This window comes from Dellaglioa sp. CoH-55-MRSF-6 (assembly GCF_056782215.1).
This window is the reverse complement of record NZ_JBXAYJ010000008.1, coordinates 1-20,362: the sequence shown is the minus strand read 5'-3', so window position 1 is coordinate 20,362 and position 20,362 is coordinate 1. Positions and strand designations below refer to the sequence as shown.

General features: G+C 31.7%; 18 protein-coding genes and 2 tRNA genes. 13 read left to right on the top strand and 7 right to left on the bottom strand.

The genetic code is table 11. From position 1 onward, the window contains the following. The first annotated feature begins 21 nt into the window (after positions 1 to 21). Together dltC and dltD are read left to right on the top strand one after the other, a co-directional pair. Positions 22 to 258 (top strand): D-alanine--poly(phosphoribitol) ligase subunit DltC, encoded by a 237-nt coding sequence (gene dltC / locus AC1RPK_RS07165; RefSeq protein ID WP_481761929.1) that lies wholly within the window; start codon positions 22 to 24, stop codon positions 256 to 258. 24 nt (positions 259 to 282) lie between these two features. After that, positions 283 to 1,506 (top strand): D-alanyl-lipoteichoic acid biosynthesis protein DltD, encoded by a 1,224-nt coding sequence (gene dltD / locus AC1RPK_RS07160; RefSeq protein ID WP_481761928.1) that lies wholly within the window; start codon positions 283 to 285, stop codon positions 1,504 to 1,506. A gap of 42 nt (positions 1,507 to 1,548) precedes the next feature. Here dltD and AC1RPK_RS07155 read toward each other — a convergent pair whose 3' ends face one another. The 3 genes from AC1RPK_RS07155 to AC1RPK_RS07145 all read right to left on the bottom strand — a co-directional run bounded on the left by AC1RPK_RS07155 (position 1,549) and on the right by AC1RPK_RS07145 (position 4,892). Then, positions 1,549 to 2,106, bottom strand: a complete 558-nt coding sequence (locus tag AC1RPK_RS07155; RefSeq protein WP_481761927.1) for a hypothetical protein — start codon at positions 2,104 to 2,106, stop codon at positions 1,549 to 1,551. 18 nt (positions 2,107 to 2,124) lie between these two features. Continuing rightward, the gene (locus AC1RPK_RS07150) at positions 2,125 to 2,865 is read right to left on the bottom strand and encodes a hypothetical protein (RefSeq protein WP_481761926.1); all 741 of its coding nucleotides are present in this window, start codon (positions 2,863 to 2,865) and stop codon (positions 2,125 to 2,127) included. A gap of 116 nt (positions 2,866 to 2,981) precedes the next feature. After that, positions 2,982 to 4,892, bottom strand: a complete 1,911-nt coding sequence (locus tag AC1RPK_RS07145) for an LTA synthase family protein (protein ID WP_481761938.1) — start codon at positions 4,890 to 4,892, stop codon at positions 2,982 to 2,984. Between the two features lie 432 nt (positions 4,893 to 5,324). Here AC1RPK_RS07145 and AC1RPK_RS07140 point away from each other — a divergent pair, with 432 nt between their 5' ends. From AC1RPK_RS07140 to AC1RPK_RS07120, 5 genes are all read left to right on the top strand, one after another. Next, positions 5,325 to 5,954 (top strand): VanZ family protein, encoded by a 630-nt coding sequence (locus tag AC1RPK_RS07140; RefSeq protein ID WP_481761925.1) that lies wholly within the window; start codon positions 5,325 to 5,327, stop codon positions 5,952 to 5,954. 15 nt (positions 5,955 to 5,969) lie between these two features. Beyond that, positions 5,970 to 7,142 (top strand): class I SAM-dependent rRNA methyltransferase, encoded by a 1,173-nt coding sequence (locus AC1RPK_RS07135; protein ID WP_481761924.1) that lies wholly within the window; start codon positions 5,970 to 5,972, stop codon positions 7,140 to 7,142. Positions 7,143 to 7,397: 255 nt separating this feature from the next. Continuing rightward, positions 7,398 to 8,300 (top strand): GRP family sugar transporter, encoded by a 903-nt coding sequence (locus AC1RPK_RS07130; protein WP_409022282.1) that lies wholly within the window; start codon positions 7,398 to 7,400, stop codon positions 8,298 to 8,300. Between the two features lie 22 nt (positions 8,301 to 8,322). Further along, a complete protein-coding gene (locus AC1RPK_RS07125; RefSeq protein ID WP_481761923.1) occupies positions 8,323 to 9,696 on the top strand; it encodes an amino acid permease in 1,374 nt (457 codons plus the stop codon). 98 nt (positions 9,697 to 9,794) lie between these two features. Further along, entirely contained in the window at positions 9,795 to 11,141 is a 1,347-nt protein-coding gene (locus tag AC1RPK_RS07120) for a glucose-6-phosphate isomerase (protein WP_481761922.1), read from the top strand. 69 nt (positions 11,142 to 11,210) lie between these two features. Here the strand turns inward: AC1RPK_RS07120 and AC1RPK_RS07115 are convergent, their stop codons facing one another. After that, entirely contained in the window at positions 11,211 to 11,759 is a 549-nt protein-coding gene (locus tag AC1RPK_RS07115) for a phenolic acid decarboxylase (RefSeq protein ID WP_481761921.1), read from the bottom strand. A gap of 110 nt (positions 11,760 to 11,869) precedes the next feature. Between AC1RPK_RS07115 and AC1RPK_RS07110 the strand changes: the two genes are divergently transcribed. Both AC1RPK_RS07110 and AC1RPK_RS07105 read left to right on the top strand, forming a co-directional pair. Continuing rightward, positions 11,870 to 12,403, top strand: coding sequence for a PadR family transcriptional regulator (locus AC1RPK_RS07110; RefSeq protein ID WP_409022286.1), 534 nt, complete (start codon positions 11,870 to 11,872; stop codon positions 12,401 to 12,403). Positions 12,404 to 12,541: 138 nt separating this feature from the next. Continuing rightward, the gene (locus AC1RPK_RS07105) at positions 12,542 to 14,458 is read left to right on the top strand and encodes a GH25 family lysozyme (RefSeq protein ID WP_481761920.1); all 1,917 of its coding nucleotides are present in this window, start codon (positions 12,542 to 12,544) and stop codon (positions 14,456 to 14,458) included. A gap of 290 nt (positions 14,459 to 14,748) precedes the next feature. Here AC1RPK_RS07105 and AC1RPK_RS07100 read toward each other — a convergent pair whose 3' ends face one another. Beyond that, positions 14,749 to 14,949 carry a cold-shock protein gene (locus AC1RPK_RS07100; RefSeq protein ID WP_057973786.1) on the bottom strand — a complete coding sequence of 67 codons (201 nt, stop codon included), beginning with the start codon at positions 14,947 to 14,949 and terminating at the stop codon, positions 14,749 to 14,751. Positions 14,950 to 15,109: 160 nt separating this feature from the next. Further along, on the bottom strand, positions 15,110 to 15,394 hold the full coding sequence (locus tag AC1RPK_RS07095; protein WP_481761919.1) for a hypothetical protein: 285 nt from the start codon (positions 15,392 to 15,394) through the stop codon (positions 15,110 to 15,112). A 612-nt stretch (positions 15,395 to 16,006) separates the two neighbouring features. Between AC1RPK_RS07095 and AC1RPK_RS07090 the strand changes: the two genes are divergently transcribed. The 3 genes from AC1RPK_RS07090 to AC1RPK_RS07080 all read left to right on the top strand — a co-directional run bounded on the left by AC1RPK_RS07090 (position 16,007) and on the right by AC1RPK_RS07080 (position 19,101). Next, positions 16,007 to 16,654, top strand: coding sequence for a hypothetical protein (locus tag AC1RPK_RS07090; protein ID WP_481761918.1), 648 nt, complete (start codon positions 16,007 to 16,009; stop codon positions 16,652 to 16,654). A 272-nt stretch (positions 16,655 to 16,926) separates the two neighbouring features. After that, positions 16,927 to 17,856, top strand: a complete 930-nt coding sequence (locus AC1RPK_RS07085) for a hypothetical protein (protein ID WP_481761917.1) — start codon at positions 16,927 to 16,929, stop codon at positions 17,854 to 17,856. 492 nt (positions 17,857 to 18,348) lie between these two features. Further along, positions 18,349 to 19,101 carry a hypothetical protein gene (locus AC1RPK_RS07080; protein WP_481761916.1) on the top strand — a complete coding sequence of 251 codons (753 nt, stop codon included), beginning with the start codon at positions 18,349 to 18,351 and terminating at the stop codon, positions 19,099 to 19,101. Between the two features lie 477 nt (positions 19,102 to 19,578). Here the strand turns inward: AC1RPK_RS07080 and AC1RPK_RS07075 are convergent. After that, a tRNA-Gln gene (locus tag AC1RPK_RS07075) sits at positions 19,579 to 19,651 on the bottom strand. Positions 19,652 to 20,162: 511 nt separating this feature from the next. On the opposite strand from AC1RPK_RS07075, the gene AC1RPK_RS07070 reads away from it, so the two are divergent. Next, positions 20,163 to 20,235: transfer RNA gene (locus tag AC1RPK_RS07070), tRNA-Glu, on the top strand. The last annotated feature ends 127 nt before the right edge of the window (positions 20,236 to 20,362 follow it).

Below are 20,362 nucleotides of genomic sequence, written 5' to 3'. Positions count from 1 at the left end.
GATAATTAGAGGAGAATTGATATGAACACAAAAGATAAAGTTTTAGATATATTAGAAGAGACAACAGGTAGCGCAGAAGTTAGAAATAATTTAGATTTAAATGTTTTTGATGAAGGCCTATTAGATTCAATGGGTTCAATTCAATTAATCTTAGAATTACAAAATGAATTAGGTGTTGATATTCCAATTTCAGAGTTTGAACGTTCTGAGTGGGCAACACCAAATTTAATTATTGCAAAAGTAGAAAGCTTGATCTAAATGGGATTGAAAAAGAAGTTATTCATGATCATTGGGCCTGTTGTTTTGGCTGTTGCATTACTATTAGCCATACTACTTGCACCAGTCAATTATAATTTCAGTTCTGCAAAAACTGAAGAAAAAGCAGCAGTATCGCAATCTACTTTAATTTTAAAGGGCTCTGCTATTCGTCAAAAGGCATTAGATGATGGTTATGTGGCATTTATCGGTTCATCCGAATTTTCACGGATGGATTCGATGCATCCTTCAGTTTTAGCGAAAAAATATAATCGTTCATATCGTCCATTTTTAATGGGAACTGGTGGGACACAATCGCTTAATCATTATTTTTATTTACAAGGTATCAAAAATCAATTAAGAAATAAAAAAGCAGTTATGGTGGTATCACCACAATGGTTTGTTCCTAATGGTGTAAGAAAGCAGGTATTTAATAATTTTTATTCACCATTACAAACAACAGAGTGGTTACTATCTGCAAATGCTAACAGCCTGTCAGATCGTTATGCTGCCAACAGATTTATTACTTTAATGTCTGGTGAAGGAAATGAATCTGTACTGAATGCAATGCATAAAATTGCTGAAGGACAGTCGTTATCTGAAGCGGATGCTACGATGCTTCGCTTGAAATTAACGATTTTGAATCATGAAGATCAATTATTCTCAGGTTTTCCGATGGCCGATCGAACACAGACTATCGACAAACAAACTAAGAACCTTCCAGCAAAATATGATTTAAATAAATTAAATATTCTTGCCGGTAAATATGGTGCTAAATGGACAACCAATAATGATTTTGCAATCAAAAATAGTTATTGGGATAAAAATAAGCTTAACAAAAAAATTGGTAAGCTTGCAGGTACACAGACTAAATTAAATTATGATCATTCTGTTGAATTTTCAGATTTCCAATTAATTTTAAATCAGTTTGCTAAAGAACATACTGACGTCTTGTTTATTATTCCACCTGTAAACCAACGTTGGGCAAGTTATACTGGACTATCGTCGAAGATGCTAGCTAACTTTGATGGTAAGGTTACAAAGCAATTGAAATCCCAAGGATTTAATAAAATTGCTGATTTCAGTAAAGATGGTAATGAAGAATACTTCATGGAAGATACGATTCATTTAGGTTGGAAAGGTTGGGTTGCGGTTGATAGTTATGTGAACCCATTCCTGACTCAAAAACAAGTTAAACCTAAATATCATTTAAATAATTATTATTACTCAGAAGATTGGCAACAAGAATAAAAAATAATTGGAATAAACCCTTATTGCATATGCAATGAGGGTTTATTCTATTATAGGAGATTCTGCAAAGGGAATGATTTGCGGTTGAGTAAGTAACTCTGTCTGTTTAGTTGTGATAATAATGCTTAAATCTAATTGGCAGGTTAATTCTGTGACTAAATCAATGAAGAATCTTGTTTCTATTATTGAAAATTCATCAATTAAGCCTGATAAAATGATCACCGAATAATCGTTTAAGATAGCTCTAAAAATTAAAATAAGTGTTTCATCAAAGTGACTTAAATCAGTCGTTTTTTTGTTGATAAAATTCGGTGAATAGTGGTGAAAATATTGTCCATAAATTAATTTTGAAATAGTTTTATATGTTTTTTTGTGCTGTTTCTTAGATGTTAAACCCATATTTTGTGTGATAGTTAGATAAGGAACTATTAAGCTTAGTTCTTCAATTGTGATTAAAGTAACTAAATTTGAATTAATAAAGTCTTGATTTTCAAGTTGATTTACGAATTCAAATGATTTATCTAAAATGATTGAAACCGAATGGGTAGGGAATAATGAGGTTAATGATTGAGTTGTATTAGTGTATTTTTTTAGTTGCATTGTGATGCCTCCTATAATTTAATGAGATGAGTTACGGGTAGAGAATAAGACAGATAGGAATGAAATAAGGCTAATAGTTATACCGCCAGCAAATAGATATGCAGAATTAATGAATGATTCTTGCGAGATTAATGTACTAAATTGTACGTTTGTAGAGGAAATTAAAAAATTCCCATTAAAATTGGTTAATTTATGTGACAGTAATTCTAATAACTCAGAGGATATTTCTGAGGGAGAAAGTTGCATAGCTAATGAATGGGTTAGCCAATAAATATTTAGTTCTCTCAGCAATGAAGTATAGTTATTTTTAAAGAAGAAAATTAAAATTATCACTAAAATTAATGCTGCTATAAAGATAATAAGGACTTCAAGAGCGAATGCAAATGCGACTTTAGGCTGACTTTCGCCGATATTGTGTAAACTAAGATATTCGTTGATACGCTTGTTGATGATTTTTTTATAAACAACAATACTGATAGTAATACCCGCTATCAATAACCCAATAATAATAGGGTAGATTAGGCTGACTTGTTGTTTATGAATATCTGTTAAGACACTAAGTAAATTAGAACTAGATGTACTATTAACATTAATATGAGCAAGCATTTTTTTAAAACTTTTAAATGATTCAAATGAAATTTGATTAAATAATAAGTTTGAGAGACCGATTAGTATTGTGAAAAAAAATATGATAAATAACCCAACTGTTTGTTTCTTATGATAAAAAATACTAGATAATGATTGTAGAATTAAAGACATAATGACACCTCTTCGATTAATCTATATGACTAATTTTAAATAATAGTTATGAACATTATGTGAAGTTGTTTAGAATAAAAAAATAAACGTTACCGAAATTTATTTTTCGGTAGCGTTTATTTTGAACTGGTACTTGAACTTGAACTTGTAACAGTTTTTGAAGAAGAACTTGCAGTTGGTGCCTTTAATTCAGGAGCATCTGTTTGATATAAGGTTGTTGTCGACTTATTGCCATGTTTTGAATAGAGGCTTGTCGAATTGTTTTTAAGCGTTTCTTGTAATTTTAGTAATTTACTATATTGATTCTTATAGTTATAGTCACTTGGTTGCGTTGGCTTAAAATTCTTTGGTGTATAGTAACGTAATAAGTTTTGATTATTGACTGTATCCGATAAATTTAGTTCGGTACTGACTTTTGTCTGATCTTTCTTTATTGTTTCCTTAACAATTTTAGAAGGGTGCGTAACTTCTTTACCTGTTACATTATCATAAATTGTAGAATCTAAAACAGTATAATTAGGTGTAATGAAGTTTTCATTTCTAAACGCAACTGTCTGATCGTGATTCTTAGAAAATAAATCTGTCCCAAATTGAACATATGATGACGAATCTAGGCCTAATAAGTGAAGAAGGGTAGGTAAGACATCAACTTCACCACCATATTGATTTTGGATGCCACCATTTTTACTTCCAGGAATATTAATCATAAATGGAACACGTTGTAATTGTGTATTATCAAATGAGCTCCATGTTTCGGATGATTTACCAAGAAGTTTAGCAAGCTTCACATTTCTTGAATTTGAAATACCGTAATGGTCACCATAGAGGACAACCATTGTATTATTAGATAATCCAGATTTTTTTAAGTATGTGAAAAATTCTTTAACTGATTCGTCTAAATAATGAGCCGTTTGGAAGTAATTATTAACAGACGTATCACCTGTATCTGGAACTTCAAAGTCTTTATTTTTTGAATCAATATCAAATGGGAAATGATTTGACACGGTAATGAATTTTGCATAAAAAGGTTGCTGTAATTTTTCTAAATATTTAACTGAATCATTGAATAATAACTTATCTTTTAGACCGTATTCTAGAGTGTTATTTGCAGACGTATCATAATAACTTGAATCAAAGAAGTATTGGTATCCCATACTTTTATAAACGGAATCTCTGTTCCAAAATGATCCAATATTACCGTGGAAAACAGCACTAGAATAACCAGCGGTTTGATTTAAGATAGCGGGAGCTGCTTCAAATGTATTTTCGGATCCAAGAGATGTGAAAACAGATCCTTGAGGTAATCCATAGATACTTGTTTCTAAGAGATTCTCAGCATCAGATGTTTTACCTTGTCCGACTTGATTGAAAAAATTAGGAAAACTATAAGTTTCTTTACCATTGTATAGAGAATTTAAGAAGGGTGTGACTTCTTTTCCATTCACCTTAAAGTTAATTAAAAATTGTTGAAAACTTTCTAAATGGAGCACAATAACATTTTTACCTTTTGCGATACCATACATATTTGGATTAGGTGCTGCATAATGTGACTTTGTAAAATCAAGGACATCATTTAAATCAGAACTTTCAGCAGTATCGCGAACCCGATTGTTTTTAACTGTTTTGAAACTGTCGTAGACGGTATATGAATCAATTCCTAAGTATTTAACAATATAATTACGATCAAACGTTCTCGTAATTAATTGTGGTCGGTCAATTTCGCCTAATGTTAAACTTGCCAATGTTAGCATTATTGAGAATGATGTAATTGCAAACGCGTTAAGTTTACTGAATGGTCGAGTGTTAAATTTTAAATAGCGAGTTAAGAATAAGCAAATAATAAGCACTAAGTCAATGACGTAAAAAATATCGTGTGGTTTCATTAAAGCAAAAGAGCTGCCACTAATACCTTCAGAAACTTTAGAATAACCTAACATTGTATTAATTGTCATAAAATCAGTAAATTCTCGATAATAAATAACATTAAAAAATAGTAATGCTGAGTTCGCAATGTAAATTAAAAACATAGTCAAATATGAAATAACTGGTTTTTTAATGTATAATGCAAGTCCGAGTAGTAGCATGGTTGTGCCAAGTGGATTTAACAAAAGGACAAAGTATTGATAAATTCCTGAAACACCAAGGTTAAAATCAATAAGATATGCAGTAATTGTTTTTAACCAGAAAAGAAACAGAAGTAGGGTGAAAAATCCAAGCTTTGTGTTTAGAAATGTTCTAAATCGTTTGAGTGTCTGCACGGTTTGAACCGTCCTTTCGAGTATAATCAAATTAAAATCGTAACTGTAGTTTACAGTCTATATTAAATTTGTGTCAATTGATGCTAAGCTTTGTTAATGCATTTTTAACTTATTAAATTTACATGAAAAATAATGGTACATACTAAAATATCATGTTTTTATTTGTTAATATAGGAGAAGATGGAAGGTGAGGTTGAAAGAATGTTATTTTTATCAAAATTATATGAATACGTTTTACATCATTACTCACAAGGTATTAACCACTTTCCATTAATCCATCTTATTTTTTTAAGTGTTGATAAAACAATTTTTTACTTAATCGTGTATCTTGTTATTCGAGTAAGTATAGGGTTGTATCAAAAGAAAAAAATAAACTTCAGAACAGAATTTGTAAGGCTATTATTAGTTGCGTACCTCGTTTTATTAGTTGAATTGACGGTATTTAGATATGTCTATTTCCCATGGGATATCCGATTGAATTCAACCTATAATTTTCATTCTATCAATTGGACACCGTTAATTGAAACAATTAAACTGACAAATGGACAATCTTTGTTCGATTTCGTGTATAATCTATATGGTAACATTCTTTGGTTTGTTCCGTTAGGAATTATTTTACCCAGTCTAAAGCAATTTAAAAAGTATTCTCTAGTAAAAACAATGTTGGTTGGTATTTGTTTATCAATCGCTATTGAATGTGGACAGTTTGTACTAGGATCCGGAGTTAGTGATATAGATGATATCATTTTTAATTCATTGGGTACATTGATAGGCTGTGGGCTATATCTTATCTTAAATCAAATATTAAATAAAAAAGACGTTAAAAAATAGAAGGAGTGCTAGTCATTGAGAAAAGTAGAAATTATTTCACATGCAGCAAAAAAGTTTAAAAATGGATACCCATTAATTGATAAGGAAGATTTACAAACAACTCGTGATTTTAAAGAAGGAGAATGGGTTGCATTAACGCTACATAATCAATTTGTCGCTTATGGTTATTTTGCAGAACAAAATCGTGGGGATGGCTGGATTTTTTCACGAAATGAAGAATCACGTATTGATGAAGATTTTTTCTCAAAATTATTTAATAACGCTCGAATGAACCGTAAATCATTATTTACTAATAAGGAGACGAATGCCTTTCGTTTCTTTAACGGTGAAGGTGAAGGTATCGGTGGATTAACAATTGATTATTACGACGATTATTATGTATTTACTTGGTATAGCTTAGGTCTTTACCAACACAAAGATATGATTTATAGTGCATTTTCTGATGCAGTTACAAGTTATAAAGGTATTTATGCTAATCTTCGTTACGATACAAAGGGTGAACCATCAACATTCAAAGTTCGTGGAAAAGATGCACCTACGCCACTTATTGTTCAAGAAAATGGCCTTCAATTTGCTGCATATCTTAATGAAACAACGACAGGACTTTTCTTAGAACAACGTGAAATGCGTAAAGCAATTATGAATAAATATGCTGAAGGAAAACTTGTGTTTAACGGATTTAGTAATACAGGTGCAACATCAGTTGCTGCATCAGTAGGTGGCGCACTTAAAACAGTTAGTGTAGATGTGAATAATAAAAATATTGATCGTACAAAAGAACAATTTGTACTTAATAATATTGATCCTGAAAAACAAGAAATTCGTGGAATGGATGTTTTCGGCTATTTAGATTATGCAAAGAAACACCATATTAACTATGATTTAGTTATTTTGGATCCACCAAGTTTTGTACGTTCAAAGAAAAGAACATTCTCAGTTCAAAAAGATTATGTTCAACTTGCTGAAGATGCTATTGATATTACACAAAAAGATGGTGTTATCATGTTCTCAACTAATTCGGCAGGATTGACGCTCAAAAAATTAAAAGAACAAATCACAGAAGCTTTTGCTAATAAGAATCGTTCATTTACATTACTTGAAACATTCCGTTTATCAAGTGACTTTGTAACAAACAAGGAATATCGTCAAGGTAATTATTTAAAAACGTTAGTTATTAAAGTTGATTAATTAAAAAACAATCCTATTTATTATTAAATAGGATTGTTTTTTTTCGTAAAATATAAAAAATTCATAAAAACAAAATGCTTGTAATTAAACGTTTATGAGTGTTTTTGATGGATTTCGAATGTAACCCGTTTCAAATGTTGCTAAAGCTATCATCAAATTTTTGTTTTAAGGGTTGTAAATACGGTTACTTTACTGCTAAAATAGTTAAATCGCGAAAAAAGAATAAAAGAGAGAGAGTAGAGGATTTAATTAATTATGATTATCTTAATGGCAGTAATCCCTGCAATTGCATGGGGTAGTATTGGACTTATAAGTGGAAAACTTGGCGGAACTGCCAACCAACAAACAGTTGGTATGACATGGGGTGCCTTGATTTTTGGAATTGCCATTTATGGTATTTATCAACCAGAAATGGACACAAAAGTCTGGATTATTGGTATCGTTTCTGGTTTATTTTGGAGTTTAGGTCAAAATCAACAATTCCATGCTATGAAAGCAATCGGAATCTCAAAAACAGTTCCTGTTTCAACAGGCTTACAGTTAGCTGGTAATGCGTTGGCAGGTGTCATACTGTTTAATGAATGGAAGACAACTCAAATGGTTGTGATTGGTACTATAGCGATGATCGTTATTATTGCTGGTGCTGCTTTGACATCATTGAGAGATAAAAAAAATTCAGTTCTATCTGATTCAGAAAAAAATGAGAATACTGCTGCTGGTGTACGTGCTATTATTTTGTCAACAATTGGTTACGTAGGTTATACAATTGTTGTTCATTATGCAACAGTGGGCATGACTGCTGATGAATCACGTGCATTTACAATGGCAACAATCTTGCCACAAGCTGTTGGTATGGTTATAGGTGCTGGATTTGTTGCGCTTATTGCAAATGAAGTTATTATGCACTCATCAACTTTTAAAAATGTATTAACGGGACTTATTTGGGGCGCTGGTAACATCTTTATGTTCTTATCAATTCCTAAATTAGGTCAAGCTGTTAGTTTTTCATTTTCTCAAATGGGAGTGGTTATTTCAACATTCGGTAGTATCTACTTATTAGGAGAAAAGAAGACTAAGCATGAGATGATTTATGTCACACTTGGATCAATATTTGTTATTTTAGGTGTTATTATGTTAGGAATTATGAAAACTTTATAAAATGGTGAAGGAGTGTTAATCGATGGATTTAAGGAAAAAAGAATTTGCGACAACTCATCATGTTAGTAAATTAAAAAGAACCCTTAAAACCGGTGATCTCATTCTTTTAGGGTTAGGCGCAACAGTTGGTACAGGTATTTTCGTTGTTACGGGGAATGCTGCCAGTCAAGAGGCTGGTCCTGCCCTTATTTTGTCGTTTATTATTGCCGCAATTGCAGTTATAATGAACGGCTTTTCTTATGCAGAATTTTCATCAAGAATACCAGTTTCTGGTGGTTCGTATAATTATGTTTATGTTATTTTTGGTGAGTTTATAGCCTGGTTCGTTAGTTGGTTTACCATTTGTGAATATATTCTAGCGGGGGCTTCTGTTGCCTCAGGTTGGTCTGCGTATATGCAGGGGTTCTTGATAGGGCTTAATATCCACCTGCCTGTTGCGCTGAGTGCATCGTATAATGCAGCAAGAGGGTCATATATCGATATTATTGCTGTTATAATTACGTTAGTCGTTACATGGTTAACAACATTTGAAGCAAAAAAGGCACTACGTTTAAGCAAAATAATGGTATTTGTAAAATTTGCGATTATTCTTTTATTTATAGTAGTGGGTGTTTTTTACATTAAACCTGGTAACTGGCAACCCTTTATGCCATTTGGTACAAGTGGGGTAATGAGTGGGGCCGCATTAGTATTTTTTGCCTTTTTAGGGTTTGAATCTATTGCGATGGCATCAGACGAAGTAATTGATCCGCAAAAGACAATTCCAAAAGGAATTATTGGTGCGATAAGTATTTCTGCTATTTTTTATATTATTGTTACGTTAGTATTAACCGGAATTGTCCCGTATACACAATTAAATGTTAGTGATCCAGTTGCATTTGCGATGCGATTTGTAAATCAGAGTATTATTGGAAATATAATCTCGGTAGGTGCAATAATAACGCTTCTAAGCGTCTTAATTGCATTAGCCTATGGTTTATCGAGAATGATTTATTCGGAGGCGAGAGACGGATTATTGCCCCAATACTTAGCAAAAATTAGCGATAAGACGAATGCGCCCAAAGCAGCATCATGGACAGTCGGTATTTTTATTGCGATTGCAAGTGGGTTAGTGTCTATTGAAAGTTTAGCCAAATTGACTAATATTGTAACGTTAACCGTACTTGTTATTTTGGCTTTGGCATTAATAAGTTTAAGGAAACAATTTGGTGAACCTAGTAAAGGCCAATTTAGAGTTCCATTTGTACCATTGTTACCAATCTTGTCTATAATTATTTCAGTCTATTTGATGATTCAGTTACCGATTAATATCTGGGTTGCCTTTCTAATTTGGATTATTATAGGATTAGTTGCTTATTACGGTTACGGATATTCTCATAGTAAACAAAAAAAATAACGGAATTTGTAATTAAAGTTCTGTTTGACTGTTATATTTTCTACTAAGTATTGTATAATGTAAGTTGTTAAATAAAGAATATGAGGGAGATAATTAAAATGGCACATATTTCATTCGATAGTTCTAACTTATCAAAATTCGTCCAAGACAATGAACTTGGCGAAATGCAAGCACTTGTTACTGCAGCAGATAGTGAATTACGCAACGGTACAGGGGCAGGTAGTGATTTCCGTGGATTTTTAGATTTACCTAAAGACTACGATAAAGAAGAATTCGCTCGTATTAAAACAGCAGCTAAAAAAATTCAATCTAATTCAGAAGTTTTAGTCGTTATCGGTATTGGTGGTTCATATTTAGGTGCTCGCGCAGCTATTGAATTCTTAAACCATACATTCTATAACTTATTACCAGCTGAAAAAAGAAATGCACCTCAAATCTTATTTGCTGGAAATTCAATTAGTCCTTCATACGTACATGATTTAGTAGATTTAATTGGTGATCGTGATTTCTCAGTTAATATTATTTCTAAATCAGGTACAACAACAGAACCTTCAATTGCTTTCCGTGTTTTCAAAGAAAAATTAATCGCAAAATATGGTAAAGAAGAAGCTAACTCACGTATCTACGCTACAACTGATCGTAAAGTTGGTGCCTTAAAAGTTGAAGCTGATTCTGAAGGCTATGAAGCATTTGTTATTCCTGATGACGTTGGTGGCCGTTTCTCAGTTCTTACTGCTGTTGGTTTATTACCAATTGCTGCTTCAGGTGCTGATATTGATGCCTTGATGCAAGGTGCTGAAGACGCACGTGTTGAATATTCAGATGCTGATTTAACAAAAAATGAAGCATATCAATACGCAGCTTTACGTAATATTTTATACCGTAAAGGTTACACAACTGAAATTCTAGAAAACTACGAACCAAGTTTACAATATTTCTCAGAATGGTGGAAACAATTGATGGGCGAATCTGAAGGTAAAGATCAAAAGGGTATTTACCCATCTTCAGCTAATTTCTCAACTGATTTACATTCATTAGGCCAATATATTCAAGAAGGCCGTCGTAACTTGATGGAAACTGTAATTAATGTGGGAACTCCCGTTAATGATACTGCTATTCCTGAAGAAGAGGGCGATCTTGATGGCTTAGGCTACTTAGAAGGTAAGACAATGGACTTTGTTAATACAAAGGCTTTCCAAGGTGTTGTTTTAGCTCATACTGATGGTAATGTTCCTAACATGATTTTGAACATTCCTACACAAGACGCTTACACATTAGGATATACAATTTACTTCTTTGAAGCAGCTGTAGCTGTATCTGGTTACTTGAATGGAATTAACCCATTTAACCAACCAGGTGTTGAAGCATACAAAAAGAACATGTTTGCCTTACTTGGTAAACCTGGCTTCGAAGACCTTTCAAAAGAATTAAATGCACGTCTTTAAGATAAAAAAGTTATAAAATAAAAATCGTCTGAACTTTTAAAAGTTCAGACGATTTTTATTTGGAATAAATTAGTTCTTTTTGATCATTTTGTAATTTTCGTCATAATATTTACCATTACGAATATCATCTGGCATACCAACATAAGGTTCTTCATTGATAACATCTTCGTTATTTTGACCGGCATCACCGATGTAAGTGATTGTAGCAAATTCTGGGACAACCATTTTAGGATATGTTTCGTATTTTTCACGAGATTCTTCCATCAAATCGATATGGTCATTTTGGTAAGTAACTGTAATTTCAGGATGTTCTTGAACCCATTTAGGGAAGAAGATTGTTCCGTTAATTTTCATTTCGTTAGGTAAGAAATCTAGAGCGACATCAGTACCTGTAGGTTCTGTCCAAGCAATTTTATAAATACCTTCAGTAAGCATAACGATGTGAGCTTCTTGATCAGTTACCCAACGTCCAGCAACCATACCACCATGGATACGGTAGTCAACAGTATGATCATTTTTAGCGTACCATTCATATTCCCAACCGTTATCGTAAGTATATACAAAATGTGTACCTAAGAAATCATCTAATGTTTTAAACTTTTTTTCTGTATTTGTCATAATTTTTGTTCTCCTTTAAAGTGTTTATTTATACATGTAAAAGTTTACATGTTTTTGTTTACTTGATTATAGTATACTGATAAGTATTAAAAGTCAAGTTAAGGGGAAAAATGGCAAAAAAAAATAAATTACAATATATTATTTTAGGATTATTGAATCAAGAACCATTATCGGGGTACGATATAACTAAAGCATTTACGACTGATATTGGAGAATTTTGGCAAGCAGGACATAGTCAAATTTATCCTGCTCTTAAAATAATGGAAAAAGATGGATACATTACGCATGAAATTGAAATAGCAGGTACTAAGTTAGAAAAGAAAATATATTCTATTACATCACAAGGTAAAAAAGTTTTAATGGATTGGTTAGTATCAGATAGTGGGGAATTAAAACCGATTAAAGACGAATTTATTTTGAAACTTTATTTTATTAAAAATAAAGATGACGTTCAATTACAGCAAAGATTAATTGAGCAATTACAGTTACATCAAGTAAAATTAGATCATCTTGAAGGAAGAATGAAATTAATTTTTTTCTCAGAAGAAGAAATCAACAAACAATATGGTCATTATTTGATTTTAGATCATGCAATTGAACGAGAAAAATACTGTGTTAAGTGGTTTAAAAAGTATCTTAATTAAATAATAGACGCTTATAAAACGTCTATTATTTTTTTATTGAAGGTCTTTTTTTCTAATCTTAATCTTTTTGACTTATAAATTATGCTAGAATATGGTTATTAAACAAAAAATAAAAGGGCGGTTTCTATTTTGAAAAGAATGACGAAATATGTATTATTTTTATCTAGTGTGATAGTAGGTATTGGTATCGGAGCATATCAGGCCTCGGCTAATACTTCGAAGCCTGAAGGTGTGATGGGGTCAAATGTACCTGAATCATTAGTTAAATCAGCATCTTTATTGAGTAAATCGGCTACAAATCGCGATAATTCAATTCCTGATTTATCAGAATTTCAAGGATCATTTACAGATGCACAAGCTAAAGTATTAAAGAAAAATTTTAAATTTATTATTTTACGTGTTCAATATGGGTCAAATCGTAAAGATTTAGTGATTGATCATAATATTGCGATGATGAAGAAATATAATATTCCATATGGTGTTTATTCATTTAGCCAATATGAAAATGTTGCTGATGCTAGAGTAGAAGCGAAAGACTTATATAACCGTGCCAAGGATGCTAAGTTCTTTGTCAATGATTATGAAGATCAAACGGTTACGAATGCTAGCAAAGCAAATACTAACGCCACAACAAAAGCCTGGGCTGATGAGATGGCTAAATATGTAGGTAATCGTAAAATTATACTTTACTCTTATGCTAGTTTTATGAAAACATATGCCAGTACGGCTGTTAACGCATATGATGGTTTTTGGTTAGCTGCATACCAAAGTAATGAGCCAATGGAAACAAGTCATTCGTTATGGCAATATACAAGTAACTTTACAAATCATGGTTTATCAGGGGTTGGAAACATTGATGCAAGTATCATGTCTGGTAAAAATGCTGATTGGTTTTTAAGTGCATCAACAGATAACAAACCAACAGAAAGTACACCACCCACGAACGCAGCTGGGAAAGCACAAAGTTATAATGAATTAGTTTCAATTAAAAAATCTGGATATAATGTTTGGGGTAATTTTAGTTGGAATAAAGTTAAAAATACGACAACTGGAAAAATTGGAAAAGTTTATAGCGCAAAATATTACTATAATCACAGTAATGGTAACAAATATTACTCATTGTACGATAGTAAAGGCAAATGGGCTGGATATGTAAATAGTAACGCAATGGAGGTTGCTTCAGCTAAAGAATTTAAAGCAACCGCTAAAATTACTAAACGTGATTATACTATCTGGAGTAATTTTTTCTATACGTCAGCAAAAGGAACAACAGCTAATTATTATGGTCAAAACTTAAATGTCAGATACAGATATACATTGGGTAATGGTAACGTCTATTATTCACTTTATAATAATGCAGGTACATGGTTAGGTTATATGAATAGTAATGCTTCAAATTTAGTTTATTCATCATATGATAAGATTGTTTCTGTTAAAAATAGCTATACTATCTGGGGTAATTTTAATTGGACAAGTAAAAAAGGATCTACAGTTACTAACTCCGGACAGACATACAATGCTAAATATGCGTATAAGATTAATGGTAATACGTATTACTCACTATATAATGGTAATAATGTTTGGAAAGGCTATGTTAACAGTAATGCTACGAATACCTTAGTAGCTAAATCATTAAAGGCAAAGGTCAAAATTAGCGATAAAGGTTATAATGTCTGGGGTAATTTCTTGTGGTCATCTAAAAAAAGTACTTCTAGTAATTACTATGGTCAAACATATAACGTTAGATACAGATATACTACAGGAAACGGAAATATTTACTACTCACTTTATAACGATGCCGGTAAATGGATGGGTTATGTGAATAATAAAGCAACTAGCCATATTTATACTAAATACAATAAAATTGTCTCTGTTAAAAGAAGCTATGATATCTGGGGTAATTTTAATTGGACGGTAAAAAAAGGGTCAACTATAGCTAACTCAGGTACGAAATATACAGTAAAATATGCTTATTCAATTAATGGCAATAAATATTACTCGATATACAATGCAAATGGTAAGTGGCAAGGATATGTAAACAGCAACGCATTTTAAATGAAAATAGTTCTAAGTTAATTGTTGTTGATGAATTATGATATTGAAAGACAGTGTGACTTAAAAATGCCTCATAATCGTTAGACCTACGTCTAATAATTATGAGGCATTTTTTATATTGATAAATTTAAAGTTGATTTTGAACGTAACCTAAAGTGCATAGTAGGAACCGGATGATAAATAATTATTTAATTTAAAAATACAGTCATACAACAGCAGCTGATGAGAGGGTATACGGTTATTATTGCAAAAAAAAAACCTACCCGAAGGTAAGTTTCAAAGGCTTATAATTAAGCTTTAACAACGTTAGTTGCTTGTGGTCCACGATCAGAATCTTCAACATCGAAAGTAACTGCTTGGCCTTCGTCAAGTGATTTAAAACCGTCACCTTGGATAGCTGAGAAATGAACGAAAACGTCGTCGCCAGATTCGCGAGTAATAAAACCAAAACCTTTATCTGCATTAAACCATTTTACTGTACCTTGTTCCATAATATGAAACCTCCATGTGCTGTAAGCACTAATATATTTTGCATTTGTTGATTGAACTATTAAAAAGAAGTGTGTTCATAAATGAAACAAATCACCTTTAAATAACCGAACCATAAATACATAAGTTTAATATAACATCTAATGACGATTAATGCAAATGTTATTTGCTCGATTTAGTGTGTTTTTTAAGATAATGCAGTAATTCTGTTTCATTACGAAATTCATGTGGGCTAACTTGATTATGAAGTCGAATCGTAATTTTATTAATTTTGATTCGACCAGTCCAAGTATACGTGTATTCAACGATAAATCTATTATTGAGATCATCCTCATCTAAGCCAAAATTAAGTACGTAAATACGATCTGGAACCATTAATGGATTGAGATGTTCTTTATCGTAATAAATTTTGTTTGCTCTTAAGAATTTTTTTGTCTTACTTAACATAGTGTATAAACCTCCAAACTATTATTATAGTGTATTCAAAATGAAGGAGACAGAATTGAATCGGGGATTTAAGTTGCTGTCACTTTATTAATTTAAGTACCATCATTAAAATATCTCATTTAGTATATCATAAATAGAACATAAAATGAGAAAATACTATATAAATCATTCGGAAAAATTGACAATAAACAAAAACATGTTAAGGTTATAGTAGCTCAATATTAATATTCTTAGTATAAATTATTCAGTTTGATGATTTCTATTCATTTATTCACGCTGGCGCAACCAAGGAGTTGCAAGGATGTAAAGTAGGTAGGGTTACATCGTTTAGAAGTAGAATTAGTAACTTATTTTAAAATTAATTAACTCAAAATTAAATATAAATATTCAGTGAGAAGGCTACCAGCAGAATTTGTTGGTAGCCTTCGTCAATTAAAAATATATATAGCATTAAAAATTAATAGCGGGTATGAATGTTAGAAACTTTAAAATATAACCCTTTATTACTTTATTGAAGTATTTAGAGTGTACATACAAAGGAGGTAGGTATTGTTTACCTGCTTTTTTTAGTGTTTAATATGTGAGTGTATAAAAATAAAGGGGTGTTGGATAATGAAAAGGGTAGTCGTATTATGTGCTTCAACAATGGTTGCATTATTATTAGTTGCATGTGGGAACAGCAATAGTGCAAGTAAGGAATCGTCATCATCTGAGGTAAAATCATCTAGTTTGCAGAAATCAAAAAGTGAATCAAATAAGAAAGAGTCTATAAAAAAAGCAAAAGTATCTTCTGAAAGTAAAGCATCATCAGAATCAGCTGCCAAAGAATCAAGTATGGTAGCTGAAAGGTCATCTAAGGCAGCTAATCTTGTGAGAAATGAATTAAAAAAAGGATTTAGTTTTGCTCCAATCAAATATAATGGTGAGGACATCAGTAAAGCTATGGAAGATGGTACTGCTCCACGGCACTCCCTTTTTGATTTAATTACTCTAGGTTACGCAAAAAGTGATACAGTGGTTCGTACACAGCTGGGAAAAGATAGAGCCTATAATTATACGTATAAGATAACCGATAAGTTTATTATAATGAGGGGTGAATCTGGTTCACATCGCATACCTTACACAATAAAGGGATCACATATAACATATGGAGAATGGATAGAAAAACAATCTAATGGAACAAAGCTTACTTATGAGTTTGCATTAGAAACGACTGCCAAAGATGCAATAGACGCACAGCAAACTCAAAATAAAATATAATGGTTAATTGAAACATCCATACTGTGGATGTTTTTTTGTACGCCAAAATAGAAAATGTCGTACGGGTTATTGCGGCATTTGGGGCTGAACAAACTTAGTATAAAATATCTTTGAATGGTTAAAAATCTAACAAAACCTGCGACTATTAGTATGAAAATATAGATTATGTTGTACAGAGTTTTATAAAAGTGCATAAGGTGAATACGAATATTGATTACCTATCATTTTTAGTGTTTAATTTAAAGGTAAATAAATTTTAGGGGAGTTTCAAAATGAAAAAGGTATTGGTAACGTGTGGGATAGCAATGATGTTATTATCATTAACTGCGTGTGGGAGCAGCAATTCAAAAAAGGATGAATCATCTTCTATTGATTCTAGTAAATCACAAGCAAGTTCAAAGAAAATAGCTAGTTCAATGAGTAGAGAAGTTTCATCGTTAAAAAAAGAAAAAAGTAAATTACAGGAAACGAAAAAACAGGCAAGTAGGAATGTAGGAACTCTGACAGTTCAGCAGATGAAAGACCATCCTAAACAGTCAGCTGTAGCAATCGCTTATTATGGTGCAAATCGTTTTTGGAATGGTTTAACGGATAAAATAGCAGATGGGTTCAATGTTTCAATTAAAACACCTAATTCAAGTACAGTTAAGTATTATATTCAAAAAGGTGATAATCCATATTATAGATTACTGGGGGATGTACATAATACTGTAGCTTATTATGACAATGCAGATAATGAACTACAAAAAGTTGGTATGTCGACAATAGCTACTTATGTAAATCAAAAGTTAACTGATGGTAGTCGAAATACTCTAGTGAATAACGTTATCATCAATGCTAGTGATGATACACAACAATCCAGTGATGGGCTATCAATATCAATTGATGAAGCGATTAAACTGATTATCAAACATGAAAATTCAAATGATAATTACGGCAATTTTAACTTGATAATAACAGATAGAAGTAAAAGTACTATAACTAAAATTAATAATAATGATGATATTCCTGCAGCGTTGGGAGGATACGTACCCTATGGAAATGGTGGTTGGGAAATAGAGTTGGTGTACACGGGTGCAAGTCTTCGAGAAAAATATTACCTAGTGCCTGATCATAACAAAACAACCGTTTCACTTAAAACTATCTCACGCTATTCGACTAGACCAGACATAGATACAGAAAACTTTACGCTAAACCGTTAAATAAATATAATACTTTATAGTGATATTCCATAATGGTTCATTAATGCATTCACAAACGTGAGTGCTTTTTTTGTAAAAAATGAAATATGGAACTGGGAATCTTCAGATAAATACCGGGCCTTAGAATATTAGCTAAAATTTAGAAAAGCAAAATTAATGAATTTCTTAGCATAGTAGCTAAAAAGTATATACACTAATAGTGTTGACGAAAGTGCAAACATTTAAAAAGCTAAAGAAATAAACTATACTATCTAAAATGATCCATCATGAATGATACGGTTGGAAGTACAAACGGTAGCCAGATTCAAAGTGTGAAAAAGTTTAGTGTGAGTTAAATCATCATTTAGTGATTTTTGAGTAACTAGTGATCATTAAAATAAACCTTTTAAGTTACGTAGAGTTTCATAGTATTTCATAGAGTTGGGACAGGTATTGTTTACCTGTTTTTTATTGTTTAATATAGAGGTAAATAAGATATTTGGAGGTAATGCAGTGAGTAAAATATGGGGGTTTATAAAAAAATATAAATGGTTCATTTTACTAGTAATATTGATAGTGACTGTTATCATCCCTTGGGTCATCAATATTTTTATTGGCATTGTTCCAGGAGTAGGTTCGAGTGATGGGTGGCTTGGATTTTGGGGAGGTTATATAGGTTCTTTCATAGGTATTGGTGGTGCAGCTATGTTTGCATATATAAATACAAAGTTTCAGTTAAAAGAGCAAAGAAAAAATGAGTTAAGTAATGCCCTTGCTGTAGAAGATATTAAGAACATATCTAGATTAATTTCTATTAATAATAGATTTACCGCCAATATTATTTTAATGAAAAAAGATATTTTCTCTAAGGGTACATTAGAAACAATAGATGATATTCGTAATTTGGGTACAAAAATTAATAAAGAAAAATTGAATGAAATTACTAATTTGAAGAATGAATATGTAATTTATTTTGAAACATACGTTAGCTATGTACCCGAATTATCAAAAAAATGTGATACCTATCAAGATAATATTGCTACACTTTGGAGTGATTTAATGAAAACATACGATGAACTTACTATGGCAGTAAAATGGTTATTGAAAAATAAAGAAGAAAATATAGAATTGATAGATCAAGAAACTAATAAAATTAATAAAATTTTTACAGCAGTTGCAACAAATATAGACTCTATATCTTTTCCGTTAAATGCAGTGAATAAAATTTTAAAAGGCGAAGCGGCGAGGATAAGGTGTAATAAATAATACCTTATCTATAATTGATGTTTAGGTATTCTTAAAGTAAGTAATAGGGTTAGTGTTAGAACCTGCCAAAACTTGCCATAAAATACTTTATAAAGCTCATCAAAACTCTAGTAAGCTCGTCAAAATGATACTTCATTTATACCTAATATGTTAGCAAATATTAGTATATGGGTGCAGCTATTCATCCCTGGGACTTATTAGATATGTAGGCAAAAATAAGTATTCGGACATTTCGGACCCCCTAAAGGGATGCAATTAAAAAGGTTATCAAGACATTCAAGACACCCTAAAGGAAGTAGATTTAATTAGATGTGATGAAATGACTACGGTTTGTTGAGGGAAAATAAAAAGCACCTACTTAAGAAAGTAGATGCATCAGTACATACATGCCCGTACAGTTTATTTTTTTGACTACGGTTTTGACTACGGTTTGTTGAATCTAGATGAAACCTTATGAAACTCTATGAAAACACTTGATTGGGTAAGTAGGGATCGAACCTACAGATTGCGGATTCAGAGTCCGGCGCCTTACCAGTTTGGCTATTACCCAAGAATAATTAACTTCCTAATTTTAGCGATATAACGGTCTTTTGTCAAATAGAAAATAGTAATATTTTGTTGAAACAATAAGAAATAGTAAAGATGATTAATTATTGATAAAGAAAAGTGATGATTACTTTTCTAATTGATACATAACGTTATAATGAAGGACATAAAGATTGTGTTATGTAGAGAAAGTACAAATGAATAAATTAAGCTAAAGTTTTGCACATTTTATTAAGTTATTATTCTATAGATGGGTTTGAGGCGAACGTATTGGAAATAAAACTAAGACGTGAATTAAAAAAGTTATACATTAGATTATTGATTGCGTGTGTCACAACGTTATTGATAGGTACCACGAAAGTTCTCCTACAATATAAATGGTTATCTTTTGTTATGTGGGCTGCTGCATTGTACTGTCTCGGTTTGTATCTGTATTGTTGTTTTATTCAATTTTTAATTTGGCATAAAAATCATTGACATCAAATCTATATGGGTTATACTTAAAAGAGTATTTTTGCCCAATGGTCAAATTGGTTAAGACGTCGCCCTCTCAAGGCGGAATTACGGGTTCGAGCCCCGTTTGGGCGATAAAAGATGTAATTAATTAGAATATTTAAAAAAGTGATTAAGTAGGGGAATGAAGTGAACCCCCTGAGTTGGAGAAATCTAACTCAGGGGGTTTTACTATGTTCACAGTTGAAATAAAGAAAAAAGT

Coding starts and splice junctions, on each gene's coding strand:
- AC1RPK_RS07105 (WP_481761920.1), top strand. CDS start 12,542: ATGACGAAATATGTATTATTTTTATCTAGTGTGATAGTAGGTATTGGT.
- AC1RPK_RS07085 (WP_481761917.1), top strand. CDS start 16,927: ATGAAAAAGGTATTGGTAACGTGTGGGATAGCAATGATGTTATTATCA.
- AC1RPK_RS07110 (WP_409022286.1), top strand. CDS start 11,870: ATGGCAAAAAAAAATAAATTACAATATATTATTTTAGGATTATTGAAT.
- AC1RPK_RS07100 (WP_057973786.1), bottom strand. CDS start 14,949: ATGGAACAAGGTACAGTAAAATGGTTTAATGCAGATAAAGGTTTTGGT.
- AC1RPK_RS07120 (WP_481761922.1), top strand. CDS start 9,795: ATGGCACATATTTCATTCGATAGTTCTAACTTATCAAAATTCGTCCAA.
- AC1RPK_RS07130 (WP_409022282.1), top strand. CDS start 7,398: ATGATTATCTTAATGGCAGTAATCCCTGCAATTGCATGGGGTAGTATT.
- dltD (WP_481761928.1), top strand. CDS start 283: ATGATCATTGGGCCTGTTGTTTTGGCTGTTGCATTACTATTAGCCATA.
- AC1RPK_RS07095 (WP_481761919.1), bottom strand. CDS start 15,394: ATGTTAAGTAAGACAAAAAAATTCTTAAGAGCAAACAAAATTTATTAC.
- AC1RPK_RS07125 (WP_481761923.1), top strand. CDS start 8,323: ATGGATTTAAGGAAAAAAGAATTTGCGACAACTCATCATGTTAGTAAA.
- AC1RPK_RS07145 (WP_481761938.1), bottom strand. CDS start 4,892: ATGTTTTTAATTTACATTGCGAACTCAGCATTACTATTTTTTAATGTT.
- AC1RPK_RS07140 (WP_481761925.1), top strand. CDS start 5,325: ATGTTATTTTTATCAAAATTATATGAATACGTTTTACATCATTACTCA.
- dltC (WP_481761929.1), top strand. CDS start 22: ATGAACACAAAAGATAAAGTTTTAGATATATTAGAAGAGACAACAGGT.
- AC1RPK_RS07150 (WP_481761926.1), bottom strand. CDS start 2,865: ATGTCTTTAATTCTACAATCATTATCTAGTATTTTTTATCATAAGAAA.
- AC1RPK_RS07090 (WP_481761918.1), top strand. CDS start 16,007: ATGAAAAGGGTAGTCGTATTATGTGCTTCAACAATGGTTGCATTATTA.
- AC1RPK_RS07155 (WP_481761927.1), bottom strand. CDS start 2,106: ATGCAACTAAAAAAATACACTAATACAACTCAATCATTAACCTCATTA.
- AC1RPK_RS07115 (WP_481761921.1), bottom strand. CDS start 11,759: ATGACAAATACAGAAAAAAAGTTTAAAACATTAGATGATTTCTTAGGT.